The 15,833-nt window shown below is 33.3% G+C and carries 13 protein-coding genes and 1 rRNA gene; 7 read left to right on the top strand and 7 right to left on the bottom strand.

What is annotated here, in order from left to right; all coding sequences use genetic code 11:
• The first annotated feature begins 203 nt into the window (after nt 1-203).
• Both rrf and pafA read left to right on the top strand, forming a co-directional pair.
• Nucleotides 204-313, top strand: a 5S ribosomal RNA gene (gene rrf / locus BLP44_RS13895).
• A 265-nt stretch (nt 314-578) separates the two neighbouring features.
• Nucleotides 579-2,198 (top strand): alkaline phosphatase PafA, encoded by a 1,620-nt coding sequence (gene pafA / locus BLP44_RS13890; RefSeq protein WP_091133708.1) that lies wholly within the window; start codon nt 579-581, stop codon nt 2,196-2,198.
• A 124-nt stretch (nt 2,199-2,322) separates the two neighbouring features.
• Here pafA and ald read toward each other — a convergent pair whose 3' ends face one another.
• Nucleotides 2,323-3,441, bottom strand: coding sequence for an alanine dehydrogenase (gene ald / locus BLP44_RS13885; RefSeq protein ID WP_091133706.1), 1,119 nt, complete (start codon nt 3,439-3,441; stop codon nt 2,323-2,325).
• A 201-nt stretch (nt 3,442-3,642) separates the two neighbouring features.
• On the opposite strand from ald, the gene BLP44_RS13880 reads away from it, so the two are divergent.
• Entirely contained in the window at nt 3,643-4,101 is a 459-nt protein-coding gene (locus BLP44_RS13880; protein WP_008467950.1) for an Lrp/AsnC family transcriptional regulator, read from the top strand.
• Between the two features lie 58 nt (nt 4,102-4,159).
• Here the strand turns inward: BLP44_RS13880 and BLP44_RS13875 are convergent, their stop codons facing one another.
• A complete protein-coding gene (locus BLP44_RS13875; RefSeq protein WP_091133704.1) occupies nt 4,160-5,608 on the bottom strand; it encodes a glyceraldehyde-3-phosphate dehydrogenase in 1,449 nt (482 codons plus the stop codon).
• A gap of 200 nt (nt 5,609-5,808) precedes the next feature.
• The gene (locus BLP44_RS13870; protein WP_008467953.1) at nt 5,809-7,209 is read right to left on the bottom strand and encodes a trypsin-like peptidase domain-containing protein; all 1,401 of its coding nucleotides are present in this window, start codon (nt 7,207-7,209) and stop codon (nt 5,809-5,811) included.
• Nucleotides 7,210-7,370: 161 nt separating this feature from the next.
• On the opposite strand from BLP44_RS13870, the gene dapF reads away from it, so the two are divergent.
• From dapF to BLP44_RS13850, 4 genes are all read left to right on the top strand, one after another.
• Complete coding sequence (gene dapF / locus BLP44_RS13865; RefSeq protein WP_091133702.1) at nt 7,371-8,153, top strand: diaminopimelate epimerase; 783 nt, start codon at nt 7,371-7,373, stop codon at nt 8,151-8,153.
• A gap of 68 nt (nt 8,154-8,221) precedes the next feature.
• Nucleotides 8,222-8,755: a GNAT family N-acetyltransferase gene (locus BLP44_RS13860; protein ID WP_008467956.1), complete on the top strand. Its 534-nt coding sequence runs from the start codon at nt 8,222-8,224 to the stop codon at nt 8,753-8,755.
• A 10-nt stretch (nt 8,756-8,765) separates the two neighbouring features.
• Nucleotides 8,766-9,806 carry an endolytic transglycosylase MltG gene (gene mltG, locus BLP44_RS13855; protein WP_008467958.1) on the top strand — a complete coding sequence of 347 codons (1,041 nt, stop codon included), beginning with the start codon at nt 8,766-8,768 and terminating at the stop codon, nt 9,804-9,806.
• A gap of 475 nt (nt 9,807-10,281) precedes the next feature.
• A complete protein-coding gene (locus BLP44_RS13850; RefSeq protein ID WP_008467959.1) occupies nt 10,282-10,923 on the top strand; it encodes a hypothetical protein in 642 nt (213 codons plus the stop codon).
• A gap of 96 nt (nt 10,924-11,019) precedes the next feature.
• On the opposite strand, the gene scpA is transcribed toward BLP44_RS13850, so the two are convergent.
• The 4 genes from scpA to udk all read right to left on the bottom strand — a co-directional run bounded on the left by scpA (nt 11,020) and on the right by udk (nt 15,613).
• Complete coding sequence (gene scpA / locus BLP44_RS13845) at nt 11,020-13,149, bottom strand: methylmalonyl-CoA mutase (protein ID WP_170830239.1); 2,130 nt, start codon at nt 13,147-13,149, stop codon at nt 11,020-11,022.
• Nucleotides 13,150-13,190: 41 nt separating this feature from the next.
• Complete coding sequence (locus BLP44_RS13840) at nt 13,191-14,555, bottom strand: methylmalonyl-CoA mutase subunit beta (protein ID WP_091133700.1); 1,365 nt, start codon at nt 14,553-14,555, stop codon at nt 13,191-13,193.
• 14 nt (nt 14,556-14,569) lie between these two features.
• Nucleotides 14,570-14,902 (bottom strand): FtsB family cell division protein, encoded by a 333-nt coding sequence (locus BLP44_RS13835; RefSeq protein ID WP_091133698.1) that lies wholly within the window; start codon nt 14,900-14,902, stop codon nt 14,570-14,572.
• Between the two features lie 102 nt (nt 14,903-15,004).
• Nucleotides 15,005-15,613, bottom strand: a complete 609-nt coding sequence (gene udk, locus BLP44_RS13830; RefSeq protein ID WP_008467967.1) for a uridine kinase — start codon at nt 15,611-15,613, stop codon at nt 15,005-15,007.
• Nucleotides 15,614-15,833: the final 220 nt, after the last annotated feature.

Below are 15,833 nucleotides of genomic sequence, written 5' to 3'. Positions count from 1 at the left end.
CAGATGTAAAGGCAGTAATGTCACAGTCGAGCAGTACTAATAATCCGTAAGCTTATGCACACCCTTTTCCTCCCGAGCAATCGGGAGGAGAGAACTTTCTAAAAAAACTCTTTGTTTCTTTATCCCAGTATGTTAAGATATTGTCTGATTGATAATTTACAATTGATAATTAACAGTCGGAAGCTGCTTGCAGCGAATAGCCTTAAGGTGGTTATTGCGGCGGGGCTCACCTCTTCCCATCCCGAACAGAGAAGTTAAGCCCGCCAGCGCAGATGGTACTGCAGTCATGTGGGAGAGTATGTCGTCGCCTTTCTTTTGTAAAACCCCGTTTCTAAACGAAACGGGGTTTTCTGTTTTATGCCAATTTTTGGAAATCCCGCAATGCAGCTGCCCTAAAACTTTTTTCCTGACCAAGCGTTAGGGATGACGTACATGCTTGCTTGTCACGAAGGAATGTGGCATTTTAAACTTTAACCCTATAACTGTTAAATTATAGTCAATTGTTGACGGTTAAATATTGATACTTTAGACTTTTTGGATTTGAATGAGTATTTTTGTGTTTAAATTACTTTTTAAATATGAAGAAAAATATTTTATTGTTAGCACTTCTAGCTGTAACAGGTTTAAGTGCGCAACAACGTCCAAAGTTAGTTGTGGGTATAGTTGTCGATCAAATGAAAATGGAATATTTATATCGCTTTTCAGATGATTTCTCTCCTAACGGCTTTAAAAGATTAATGAATGATGGATTTACTTTCCAGAATATGCATTACAATTATATGCCAACTTATACTGCTCCTGGACACGCTTCAATCTACACTGGTACAACTCCAGCTACACACGGAATTGTAGGTAACGAATGGTTTAGCAGAACTCTTGGAAAAGAAATGTATTGTACGGATGATGCAGGAGTTAAAACTGTAGGTGATGGCACTGCCGAAGAAGGCGCGTTGTCTCCAAAGAATCTTCAAAGTACTACAATTACTGATGAAGTAAGAATGGCTACTAACTTTACTGGAAAAGTTATTGGAATGAGTCTAAAAGATCGTGGAGCCATATTGCCAGCAGGACATTTTGCGAACTGGGCATTTTGGTACAGTAAAACAGGTTCTTTTATTTCTAGTACTTTTTACGGTGAGAAACTGCCAGAATGGGTTACTGAATTCAATAATGAAAAAAACTACTTAAAATATATTAATAAAGGATGGGATTTGTATAGACCTGCTTCGGTTTACAATGAAAGTCTTCCAGATAATAATCCATATGAAGGAAAGCTGTATGGAAGTGCTGCACCTGTTTTTCCATATGATTTAAAATCTATGTATGAAAAAAATGATGCAGGTGTTATCAGAGCTACTCCTTTTGGAAATGATCTTTTAGCTGAGTTTGCAAAAAGAGCTATTGAGAAAGAAGAATTAGGGAAGGATAATGTTACTGATTTCTTAACTGTTAGTTTTTCATCTACAGATTATGTAGGTCATTTGTTAGGTCCTAGATCGATGGAACTTCAAGATACTTATCTAAGATTAGATCAGACAATTGCTGATTTCTTGGCTTATTTGGATAAAACAGTTGGAAAAGGGAATTACTTACTTTTCTTAACTGCTGATCATGCCGGAGCTGAAAATGTAATCTATTTGAAAGATCGTAAATATAATGTTGACAATTATCCTTCAAAAGAGGTTAAGAAAAGCTTACAGGATTTTTCAACTAAGACTTTCGGTGTAGATTTGATTCAAAATTATTCGAATTTTAATGTTTTCTTTAATAAGCAAATTGTTAAGGACAAGAAATTAGATCTTGATAAAGTTAAAGATGCTTTTAAAAAGTTTTTAATAACCCAACCGCAAGTTAAAAAGGTTTATACAGAAGAAGAAGTTTTAGCGAATGCTGGAAATGACTATGCTCTTAATTTTGTGGCAAAAGGTTATGATGTTACACAAAATGGTGATTTAGTTATTGTAGATAAGCCTGGTATGATTGAATATACTCCAACAGGTACATCTCACGGCACCATTTATAGCTATGATACACATGTTCCAGCTATTTTCTATGGTTGGCATATCAAAAAAGGTGAGTCGTATGATAAAAAAGCAATTACGGAAATTGCTCCAACAATTGCTCAAAAAATTAAAGTTACTTTCCCAAATGGAACCGAGGCAAAAGTTATGACTGAAGTTCTTGACAATAAAAAATAAAAAGATTATTATTTAGAAAAACCTGTCTTCATGACAGGTTTTTTTATGCCATAAAAAAAAGGCTTTTCAATTAAGAAAAGCCTTTTGGAATAGTGACTTAGTAAGCACTTGTTAAGTATTAACACTATGCGTTTGCTAATACTATTTCTTCGTTAAAAGGAAGATTCCAAGCTTCTGCAACTCCTTTGTAAAGAATTTTTCCATTAGCTACGTTTAATCCTTTTTTCAATTCTTCATTTTCTGCGCAAGCTTTTTCCCATCCTTTGTTTGCTAATTGTACAGCATATGGTAAAGTTGCATTTGTTAAAGCTAAAGTAGAAGTGTAAGGAACAGCTCCTGGCATATTAGCTACACAGTAGTGAACGATATCATCAATAATGAAAGTTGGGTTTTCGTGAGTTGTAGGAGTACAAGTTTCTATACATCCTCCTTGATCTACCGCTACGTCAACAACAACAGTTCCCGGACGCATTAATTTAAGCATATCACGAGTAATTAAGTGAGGTGCTTTTGCTCCTGGAATTAAAACAGCACCAACGATTAAGTCAGCATCTTTAATTGCTCTCGTAATATTGTAGTGGTTAGACATCTCTGTGTTTACGTTTGCAGGCATGATATCATCCAATTGGCGTAAACGAGGTAGGCTTAAATCCATAATAGTAACTTGAGCACCTAAACCAGCAGCCATTTTTGCAGCTTGAGTTCCTACAATTCCTCCACCTAAAACTAATACTTTTGCAGGTGGTACACCTGGAACTCCTCCTAAAAGAATTCCTCTTCCTTTTAATGGTTTTTCAAGATATTTCGCTCCTTGTTGGATAGCCATACGACCAGCAACTTCAGACATTGGAACTAATAATGGTAAACTTCTGTCTGTCTTTTCTACAGTTTCGTAAGCTAAACAAACAGCTCCTTTTTCTAACATTGCATGTGTTAATTCTTCTGACGAAGCGAAGTGGAAGTAAGTGAATAATAATTGATTTTTTTTAATCAATGGGTATTCAGAAGCAATTGGTTCTTTTACTTTGATGATCATTTCTGCAATAGCATAAACTTCTTCAATTGTTGGTAAAATAACTGCACCAGCTTGTGCATATTCTTCATCGGCGAAACCACTTCCTAAACCAGCAGTAGATTGAACATAAACTGTATGTCCGTGTTTTTTCATTTCTGATACACCTGCAGGAGTTAAAGCAACTCTGTTTTCGTTATTTTTTATTTCTTTAGGAACACCTATTATCATTTTGTTATATTTTTTGTTTTTTATTGAAATTGTTTTACAAATCTACAGATAGAGAATAAATTATGGTTTAATGCTTAATAAATAAGAAAATATTATTTTATTTTTTACTTTTACAGAAAAATATTCTGTTTTTGGTCTGAATTTATTCTTCAAAAAGAAAAAAAGACTAAATCTATCTAATTTTAATAAAACGTTTTCGTTATGGCTTTAGATGAAATTGACAAAAAAATCCTACGTCTTTTGCAGGAAGACGCGCACTATACTTTAAAAGACATCGCAAACAAAATAAACTTGTCTTTAACACCAGTTCATGATCGGGTGAAACGTCTTGAAAAAGATGGCATTATAGAAAAATATGTGACGCTTCTAGACAAGAAAAAACTCGGAAATAATTTGACCGTTTACTGCCAAGTTACGCTTACAAAACAGACTTACGATACATCGGAAGGATTTAACCAATCGATTTTGAATTTGCCTGAAGTAGTAGAGTGTAATTATGTTTCAGGAAACTTCGATTATATGCTGAAAATTATAATTCCAGACATGGAAAGTTATCATCATTTTCACCAGAAAAAATTATCGGTTTTGCCCGAAGTCTCTTTGATCAATACTGTTTTTGTTATTTCAGAAGTGAAAAGTACGACTGTTCTTCCGATTTAATAAAAAAAACCATCAGGAAATCCCGATGGTTTTTAGCAAAAAAGTTAGTTTGGTTGAATTAATAATAAGTATAACGTCTTACTTTGGCAATATATTTTGCTAAACGAATAACTTGATGGCTGTAACCATATTCGTTATCGTACCAAATGTACAGTACGATGTTTTTTCCGTCTTTAGAAACAATAGTAGCATTGCTGTCGTAAATTGATGGAGCTGAAGTTCCTACAATGTCGGACGAAACTAATTCGTTGTTTAAAGAATATTTTATCTGCTCTACTAATTCTCCTTCAAGAGCATATTTTTTCATGATTTTATTAATTCCTGCAATTGATGTTGCTTTTTTAACTTCTAGATTTAAAACAACTAGAGATCCATTAGGGACAGGAACACGAATCGCATTTGAGGTTAATTTGCCTTCCAATGATGGTAAAGCTTTTGCAACAGCACTTCCTGCGCCAGTTTCGGTAATCACCATATTCAAAGCAGCTGCTCTACCGCGACGGTATTTTCTATGCATATTATCTACCAAATTTTGATCGTTGGTGTAAGCATGAATGGTTTCTAAATGTCCTTTTACAACGCCAAGAGTTTCTTCAATCACTTTTAAAATTGGAGTGATGGCATTTGTTGTACATGATGCAGCTGAAAAAATATTTACTTCATCAGGGTTAAATTCATTATGATTTACACCATGTACAATATTCGGTACACCCTTTCCAGGAGCAGTCAGTAAAACTTTACTAGCTCCGTTTGATTTTAAATGTCTTTTTAATGCTTCTTCGGTAGTAAACGCTCCAGTGTTATCAATTACTAAAGCATCATTGATTCCATAGGCAGTATAATCGATTTCTTCTGGGGAATTTGCTGTAATGATATGAACAGTTGTTCCGTTTATAATTAAGGCATTGTTTTTAGCATCGGCTATAACAGAACCTTGAAAATCTCCGTGAATTGAATCATATCGCAATAGAGAAGCTCGTTTCTCTAAGCTTGTGGCGTCATTTTTATCACGAGTTACAATTGCTCTTAATCGTAGCTGATCTCCTTTTCCAGTTTTAGACATTAGCTCTCTCGCCAATAGACGTCCAATTCTTCCAAAGCCATACAAAACAATATCTTTAGGCTTAATTTCTTTTGAAGATTTTGCTTTTTTCAATTTTTCAATAACAAAATATCTTGCATCAGGATATTTCTCATCTTCTAAGCGATACTCGTAAGTTAGTTTTCCCAAATCTATTTTTGCTGGTGGAAGATCTAATGATAATACCACTTTTGCGATTTCAACCGAATCAAAAATACTGATTGGTTTACCTACGAATTCACCAGCATATTGATGAAGATTGATAATATCGCTAACGTTTTTATCCAATAACTGATTTTTGAATAAAACCATCTCGATTGATTTGTCATACCATAAATCGCTTATGACTTTGATTAATTCGACACCCGCTTTTCTTCGGTCGACTTGTAAGGATACCTCTTTTTGGTACAATGATTTGTTACTCATAATTGAAAAAATAAAATGCTCACTATTTTAAAATTTTGCGCAAAAGTATCTATTTCAATCGATTTCGTAAACTATTTTAGCATTTATTTTTGAAAATAAAAAAGCCACCTTAGATTTCTAAGATGGCATTTTTTGAAGTTTTCAGTAGCAGTCCCAGTTTGCAGTTTTAGTAACTGAAAACTGGAACCGAAAACTGTGACTTATATAATAATTCTGAAAATCTCTCCGTTTCTGTTGATCATTTCAATTCGAACGCTTTGTCCTTCGTCTTTTTTACTTAAAAGTTTTGAAACCGTTTCAACGTTTGTTGCTTTTACATTATCAATGCTAAGAATAATATTTCCTACTAATTCATTTTGATATTGCATTAAATTCTCATTGCTGATGTTTTTAATTTTAACGCCATAATCGATTCTGAATTTTTTCTTGTCAGCAGCATCAATATTTTCTAATTCAATTCCTTTAAATTCAGCGCTGTAAAACTCATTTTTGCTTAAAGTAACAGGGACAGTTTTAGTTTTTCCGTCTTTAATGTAAGTTACTTTTACAACATCATTTGGACGTTTTGTATTGATGTAGCCAGATAAATCTGCATAAGTTGCAATATTTTGATCATCCAATTTTACAATGATATCACCTTTAGTTAGACCAGCTTTTTCTGCGCCAGAATTTTTAGAAACTCTATTAATGTAGAATCCTTGCGTTTCTGTTACTCCCAATTCTTTAGAAGCTGTTGCATTCAATTCGCCACCTTCAACACCAAGAATACCTCTTTGAACATTTCCATATTCCATAATATCCTCAATAATTTTACGAGCTATATTAGAAGGAACAGCAAAAGAATATCCAACATAAGAACCTGTCATTGAAGAAATCATGGTATTAATTCCAATTAATTCACCTCTTGCATTTACTAACGCTCCACCGCTATTACCTGGGTTTACTGCAGCATCAGTCTGAATGAAAGATTGGATTCCGCTTTGGTCTAAATTTCTAGCTTTAGCCGAAACAATTCCAGCAGTTACAGTAGAAGTCAAGTTATAAGGATTTCCAACTGCCAATACCCATTCTCCGACTTTTACGTTATCAGAATTTGCAAAAGCAGTATAAGGAAGTTTTTCATCAGCATTGATTTTCAAAAGGGCAATATCCATTTTTGAATCGGTACCTATTAACTTCGCTTTGTATGATTTTTTATTATTTAAAGTAATTTCAATTTCTGTGGCATCTTTAATTACGTGATTATTCGTAACAATGTATCCGTCTTCAGAAATAATAACACCAGAACCAGTTCCTACTTGTTCTTGTTGTTGCTGTCCGCCATATCCGTAGAAAAATTCAAGCATTGGGTTGCTAATAGTTCTTCTCGAAACATTTTTTACGTGAACAACGGTATGTACAGTTTTGTCTGCGGCTTCGGTAAAATCTAGTATTTCAGCACCTAAACCAACATTTTTTCCATAAGAGTTAGGGGCAAGAGTTACAACAGAATTTCCTTTTCCAAAAAAAGAATTGTTGCTTTCAAATAATAACTTGTAAGCACCAAGAGTAATAGCACCACTTAATAATGACACTAAAAATAAGGCTGAAAATCTTTTCATATTAGAATTTGTAATTAAGTTATTAGAATTTAAGTTTCATGTTTTATTTAACGTAAAATTACTTCAAAAAATTATTTGTAAAAACGGTTTAACGCTCTTTAACAATGATTAACATTTCATTAATTAATAGTTCGTACTTTTGCATTTCTAACAACTAAAAAATGCAAATAGAATTTTATAAATATCAAGGTACTGGAAACGATTTTGTCATGATTGATAATCGTACAAATTTCTTTCCAAAAGACGATGTGAAACTTATTGAGCGTCTGTGCGACAGACGTTTCGGAATTGGAGCAGACGGATTAATTTTACTCGAAAATGATTCTGAAACTGACTTCAGAATGGTGTATTATAACTCAGATGGAAATCAGAGTTCGATGTGTGGAAACGGCGGACGTTGCCTTGTTGCTTTTGCCAATCAATTAGGTGTAATTGATGACAAAACCACTTTTATCGCAACCGACGGATTGCATCACGCTTCTGTAAATGCTGATTCAATTGTGTCTTTACAAATGATTGATGTAAACGAAATTCAGAAAAAAGATTCTTATACTTTCCTAAATACAGGTTCTCCGCACCATGTTCAGATTGTAGATGATTTGGAACATTATAATGTAAAAGAAAACGGAGCCGCAATTCGTTATGGTGAATTGTACGGAGAAAAAGGAAGCAATGTTAATTTTGTTAAAAAAGTAGATAACGATACTTTTTCTTTAAGAACTTACGAAAGAGGAGTTGAAGATGAAACTCTTGCCTGCGGAACTGGAGCAACTGCAGTTGCAATTGCTATGAACGCGATCGGCGAAACTGATAAAACCTCAATAAACTTAAATGTTGAAGGAGGAAAACTAGTGGTTTCTTTTGATAAAAATAATGACGATTACACAAACGTATTCTTAACAGGACCTGCAAAATTCGTATTCAAAGGAACAATTGAGATTTAATTTTATAAATCTCAAATTTTAAATTCCAAATTCCAATCAATCTAAAATCTACAATCTAAAATATCAAGATGATTACATTAAAAGGCGATTCGATTTATTTGCGTCCACTTGAGCCTCAAGATTTAGAGTTCATTTACTCTATAGAAAATGACGAAAATATTTGGGAAGTTAGTAATACGCAAACTCCTTACAGTCGTTTTTTGATTAAACAATATTTGGAAAATGCACATCAAGATATTTATGAAGCAAAACAGCTTCGTTTGGCTATCTGCCAAGATGAAGATTTTCCTGCGATCGGATTGATTGATTTATTTGATTTTGATCCTAGAAATAATAGGGCAGGGATTGGTATTGTTATTCAGAAAGAAGAAAATCAAAGGAAAAATATTGGTTCTGAGGCTTTAGGGCTTTTAATAAAATATTCTTTTTATAATTTAAATCTTCATCAATTGTATGCAAATATTGGTGTACAAAATGTAGCAAGTCTTGCACTTTTTACTAAATTTGGTTTTAAGAAAATCGGAATCAAAAAAGACTGGATCTTGTATCATAACCGCTATCACGATGAAGCAATTTATCAGTTAATTAATAAACAAATTTAAATTTTAAGCTTTGAGTCTAAAAAAAATAATCACGATAAGTGCCGTAGCCATCATTTCAGTTTTATTGATTTATGGTTTTATATTAATCAGTAAAATATTTAGTTCTAATACTAAATTTGAAGAAAAGGAAGTGTATGTCTATGTGCCGACAGATGCCAATTATGCTGATGTAAAAAAGATATTAGCACCTTACATAAAGAATTTTGACAACTTTGAATTGGTTGCCGAAAAAAGAGATTATCCGCAAAATGTAAAATCTGGACGTTTTTTACTGAAAAAAGATATGAATAATATCGACTTAGTAAGGGCAATGCGTTCTAATATTCCTGTTAAGTTGGTTTTCAATAATCAAGAAAGATTAGAGAATTTTGCCGGAAGAATCGGAGCAGAAATTGAAGCAGATAGTTTGTCACTTCTAAAAGCGATAAAAGATTCTACATTTTTAGCAGCAAACGGATTTAATGAAGAAAATGTTTTTGCAATGTTTATTCCAAATACTTACGAAGTTTATTGGAATACTTCAGCTGAAAAGTTTCGTGATAAAATGATAAAAGAATATCATAATTTTTGGACACCTGAAAGAATCGAGAAGGCAAAGAAACAAGGTTTAACTCCAGTGCAAGCTACAATTTTAGCTTCAATTGTGCATAAAGAATCCGTTAAAAAAGACGAAAGACCACGTATTGCAGGAGTTTATTTGAATCGTTTGCGTTTAGAAATGCCTTTGCAAGCTGATCCAACCGTTATTTATGCTTTAAAATTAAGAGACAACAATTTTGATCAAGTTATTAAAAGAGTTTTTTATAACGATTTGGTAATGAGATCGCCATATAATACGTATGTGAACAAGGGACTTCCTCCTGGACCAATTGCAATGCCTGATATTACAGCATTAGAAGCAGTTTTAAATCCAGAGAAGAACGATTATATTTATTTCTGTGCAAGTGTAGATCGTTTCGGATATCACGAGTTTGCAGCGACATTGGCAGAACACAATGTAAATGCAAAGAAATATTCTGACTGGATTGCTAGTCAAGGTGTGACAAGATAAATTTAAGTCTCTAAAAAATTATAAACCGAAGTAAATTTTACTTCGGTTTTTTTTTCAAATGCAAAAATTGGATTGAAATCGAAAATTTATGAATTTATTATTTTGAGTATTTTTTGTAATGAATTAATAAAAAGATACACATTTTTTGATGTTCAATTTTATAAAATTCAAAAACTGGTTTTCAAAATTTGAATAAAAACCAAGTATTATATATAAGAAAATTCTTTCTTTTTGGTGAAATTTGCTTAAAATTTATATAAAATGCGATTTTTTTTTGGCTTCGATTTTGGGTTTTTAAAGCTAAAAAAAGAGAACTGAAATCTCTCGGAATCCATTACTATAACTGGGATAGAAGCAGTTTACGATTTTGCGTAAAAAATGCTAAACTATTGATTTTAAGCATATTTTTAAAATAACTTATCTTTGCACCGTAGAAATTTCAAGAGGGTGACAGCGTCTTGAAGAAAAACAATTTATGATAAAGAAATGGTATTTTTATGCGAGTTTAGTCGTTATTATTACATTTTTAAGTTTGGGATTTATTCCCTCTAACCACGAAACCAAACCTTGGTTTTTAATTGAAAAAACGGATGGATCAGAATACATTTTTCCATCTAAAGAAAAAGATGATTATCCAAAAATCGCAAACGTCCCATTCACAGGAAATCGTCTAATAGGATTTAAAGAAGCAGTCGCTTTTAAAGAATCACAAGGGCAGTACAGACTTGTAAATACCCTTGGTTATATGGGTAAATATCAATTTGGTTCTAAAGCTTTGAGAGCAATCGGAATTAATGATACTAAAGCCTTTTTAAAAGATCCTGCTCTACAAGAAAAAGCTTTTATGGCTTTACTAGCCAAAAACAAATGGATTTTACGTAACGAAATCGAAAAGTACGAAGGCAAAATCGTCAGCGGTATTGAAATTACCGAATCAGGAATTTTAGCTGCAGCGCATTTAGGCGGGGCAGGTTCTGTAAAGAATTTTTTCAAAAACAAAGGAAGCAGGCATTTTAGAGATGCTTTTGGGACTTCTTTGAAAAGCTACATGAGAGATTTTGCAGGTTACGATCTTTCTTTTATAGAAGCTGATAGTAACGCAACAGTAAACGACTAAATTAAAAGAGGTTGTTTCGCAATAGGTGAAACAACCTCTTTTTCTATTTATTTTCCATATCGGTAATACTGAGTACTGAGACTGAGACTGCAAAACTCAATCTATCAAAGCTTCTAAGATTTTTATGGCCGCTTCACTTATTTTAGTTCCAGGTCCAAAAACGGCCGATGCGCCGGCATCAAACAAGAATTGATAGTCCTGAGACGGAATTACACCACCCACAATTACCATAATATCTTCTCGTCCGTGTTTTTTTAATTCTTCTATAACTTGCGGCACTAATGTTTTGTGACCAGCAGCTAGAGATGAAACTCCTAAGATATGAACGTCATTCTCAACAGCTTGTTTTGCAGCTTCTGCTGGAGTTTGAAATAATGGGCCTATATCAACATCAAAACCAACATCGGCATAACCTGTTGCGACTACTTTTGCACCACGGTCGTGACCGTCTTGTCCCATTTTAGCAATCATAATTCTAGGACGTCTTCCTTCTTGTTTGGCAAAAACATCTGCTAGTTGTTTTGCTTTTTCAAAATTCTCGTCATTTTTTATTGCTGCACTATACACTCCGCTAAAAGATTTAATTTGTGCTTTAAAACGGCCAAAAACTGTTTCCAATGCATTACTGATTTCGCCTAATGTTGCTCGGTTTCTAGCGGCTTCAATTGCATTTTCTAATAAGTTCCCTTGTCCTGTCTGCGCACAATGGATTAATTTTTCTAGTGACTTATTTACTTTTTCAGAATCTCGCGTTCGTTTTATTTCTTCAAGACGTTCAACCTGTTGTTTGCGAACCAATTGATTGTCTACATCCAAAATATCCAACGGATCTTCCTTCTCTAAACGATATTTATTCACACCGACAATAATATCTTGCCCGCTGTCAATTCTTGCTTGTTTTCTAGCTGCAGCTTCTTCAATTCGAAGTTTCGGAATTCCAGCTTCGATTGCTTTTGTCATTCCGCCGAGTTCTTCTACTTCTTCAATTAATTTCCAAGTCTTTTCTACGATGTCATTGGTTAAACTTTCAATATAGTAACTTCCAGCCCAAGGATCGACTGTTTTAGTGATTTTAGTTTCTTCTTGAAGAAATATTTGAGTATTTCTAGCAATTCTCGCAGAGAAATCTGTTGGAAGCGCGATTGCTTCGTCTAAAGCATTAGTATGAAGCGATTGTGTTCCGCCAAAAGCCGCTGCTGCCGCTTCTATACAAGTTCTAGCAACATTGTTAAACGGATCTTGCTCTGTCAAGCTCCATCCGCTGGTTTGGCAATGCGTTCTTAATGCCAAAGATTTATCACTTTTTGGATTGAATTGCTGTAATAATTTTGCCCAAATCATACGCCCAGCTCTCATCTTGGCAATTTCCATAAAATGATTCATTCCGATTGCCCAAAAGAAAGATAATCTTGGAGCAAATTCATCAATCGTCATTCCTGTTGATAATCCAGTTCTGATATATTCTAAACCATCTGCCAAAGTATATGCTAATTCAATATCAGCTGTTGCTCCAGCTTCCTGCATATGATAACCAGAAATGGAAATAGAATTGAATTTTGGCATTTTTTTGCTCGTAAATTCAAAAATATCAGCAATGATTTTCATCGAAGGAGTTGGAGGGTAGATATAAGTATTTCTAACCATAAACTCCTTTAAAATATCATTTTGGATTGTTCCCGATAATTTTTCTGGACTAACACCTTGTTCTTCAGCAGCAACTATATAAAAAGCCATAATAGGTAAAACAGCTCCATTCATAGTCATGGAAACAGACATTTCATCTAGCGGAATCTGATCGAAAAGCACTTTCATGTCTTCAACAGAATCTATTGCGACACCAGCTTTTCCCACATCGCCAACTACTCTTTCGTGATCTGAATCGTATCCGCGATGTGTTGGTAAGTCAAAAGCAATAGAAAGTCCTTTCTGTCCTGCCGCTAAATTTTTTCGGTAAAAAGCATTGCTTTCTTCTGCTGTCGAAAATCCAGCATATTGACGAATAGTCCACGGACGTCTCACATACATCGTGGCATATGGTCCGCGTAAATTTGGTGCAAAACCGGCTCCGAAATCAAGAAAATCTAAATCTTCGATATCTTTCTCAGAATAGTTTTTTTTAATTTCAATTCCTTCAGCTGTCGTAAAGTTGTCTGCCAAGTTTCCTTGACTTTCAGCTTTCGGCTTTTGACTTTGAAGAGTAATATGTTTAAGGTCTTTTCTAATCATTGAGACACTTTTTTTGAATTTTTAATTAATTACGTTTGAGATTATTCTAATTCCAATCTTTCTTGCTCCATTTTCTCAGCCAATCTCTTTTCGATAATTGGGGTAATTAATGTTTTTCTTGGTTTGATTTTTACAAAAGGAAACAATTCTAAATCATGTTTCATTCTATCTTCTTTGTTTGGATATTTATTTGTGCCTAAAAGAATTTCTTTTTTAGAATCGAATAATTCCTGTTCTTTATTGGCACTTTCCTGAATTTTCTTTTTGATTGTGCCTTCATTTAAAAGTTTTAGAAAACCTCCATTGGCTTCTATATCTTTAAATAATGCCAAGCTTTTTTCTGCCAGTTGCATGGTTAAACTTTCAATATAATAACTTCCATCAGCTGGGTTATCTACTTTGTCAAAATAACTTTCATGTTTTAAAATCAAAAGCTGATTTCTAGAAATTCGATCTCCAAATTCATTGTCTTTATGGTATAAAGCATCGTAAGGCAAATTAGCAATTGCATCAGCGCCTCCCAAAATTGCCGACATACATTCAGTTGTCGTACGCAGCATATTGACATTATAATCGTAAATTGTTTTGTTGCGTTTTGTTGGCGTTGCTAATAAATGGCATTCGATTTTGGAATTATATTCTGCAGCGATTAAATCAAAAAGCATTCGAAGCGCACGAAGTTTAGCAATTTCAAAGAAATAATTTGTTCCCACAGAAACTTGAAAAACAATAGATTTTGCAGTATCTGAGAATCGATTTAAATATTCGTTTGCATGCGCTAGACTATAAGCGATTTGCTGAGTAATATTAGCTCCAGAATTTTGATACAATCCCAAATCTACACTTAGCAGATTTAAATTGGTTGTATTTTTAAAAAGTAAGTCTAATGTTTCAAAATTATTTTTCTCCGAAGTAGTAAACCAATTTCCTTCTCTTGCTAATTGTCCGATTGGATCAAAATTGCAGTAAAAATTAGCTTTTTTCTGAATTGAAATTGTGTCTAATTTTTTAACGAAATCGATTGAGATAAAACTGAAATTAAAGTAAACGTTTTTGTTTTCTAAAGGAAGATTATTCAATAGTTTTTGAACATCGATTTTATCATTTTCGATTGTAAAACGAAGGCTTTCTGCACCTCTTTCTAAAGTGTTTAAAGTGCGTTCGATAGATTTTTCTACATCGAAAACAAAAATATTCTGGCAGATTTTAAAATCTGAAGCTTGTGTATTTACATTTGCAGCTTTTGTAAACTCATCGCTATGATAAAAAGGTTTTACCTGAATATCTTCTGGAGAATTCCAAATAACAGTTTGATTGTAATCGGCTCCATCTAATTCAAACTGAATTTTTTGTTTCCATTGTTTGGATGAAATCGGATTAAAATCGTCGAATAGGTTAGTGGCCATTGTAGTTTTTTTGATTATTCTTTTTCTTGAATCGTGTCTCCTTCAAATTGTATGATATAAATATCTTCGCTGTCCTTTTTCATAAAATACTTTTCGCGAGCGTATTTCTCAATTTGTTCTGGATTTTTGAGTAGCTTAATTTGCTCCTGATCTTTTTTGATTTCTTCCTGATAATATTTTTTATTATCCTCGAGTTCGTGTATCTGCTGATCTAGAAAGCGATGATCAAAATAAGAGTAATTGTCTAAAAATAACATCCAAACTATAAAAAACAGTAAAACCCAAACATATTTATTGCCTAGATATTTAAACCACTTTTTGTCTTTATATGGATTCTTAAATTTCATATAAGATAATTTCTTTTGAATTGTTTTTTTAGACCTGTTAGAGAGCAAACCCGACCTTCGCTGGGCTGCATATAATTTTATGGTTTAAATTTACGATAAAAATTATGAAATTCTCTGATTAATTACGGCACGAACGACATCAATTGCTACCGTATTGTATTTGTCATTCGGGATGATAATGTCTGCAAAAGCCTTAGAAGGTTCGATAAATTGCTCATGCATAGGCTTTAAAGTCGTTTGATAACGGTTTAAAACTTCATCAATATCGCGTCCGCGTTCTGAAATATCTCTTTTTAAACGACGAATTAATCTTTCGTCAGAATCTGCGTGAACAAAGATTTTAATGTCGAACATGTCACGCAATTCCGGATTTGTCAAAATCAAAATTCCTTCAACAATCATCACTTTTCTTGGATGAGTCGAAACGGTATCGTCTGTTCTATTGTGCTGAATAAAAGAATAAACCGGCTGATCGATTGTTTCTCCTGCTTTTAAAGCTTTTAGATGTTTTACCAATAATTCAAAATCAATCGCACGTGGGTGGTCAAAATTAATTAATGCTCTTTCGTCAAAAGATAAATTATCGGTTTGTTTGTAGTACGAATCCTGAGAAATCACCCCAACTTCTGTGTCTGGTAATTCATTCATAATTTGGTGTACTACTGTAGTTTTTCCACTTCCTGTTCCTCCTGCAAGTCCGATAATGAGCATAAAATTTTTGTTTGATATTTGTTTGGCAAAAATAATAATTTAACTGAATCGTTAAACATTTAAAATAATTTAACCATATAAGTAACATAAGTAAATTTAAGTAAACAGATATTTAAACAAAATGCTTCTTAGCTGAACTTATATTACTTATATGGTGAAAAACATAAAAAAATCCCGAAAGTAAACCTTCGGGATTTCGTGCAATCAGTATAGTTTAAAA

Source organism: Flavobacterium anhuiense (assembly GCF_900101855.1).
Classification (GTDB): domain Bacteria; phylum Bacteroidota; class Bacteroidia; order Flavobacteriales; family Flavobacteriaceae; genus Flavobacterium; species Flavobacterium anhuiense.
The sequence above is the reverse complement of the archived record's forward strand: the minus strand, read 5'-3'. Positions and strand labels throughout refer to the sequence as shown.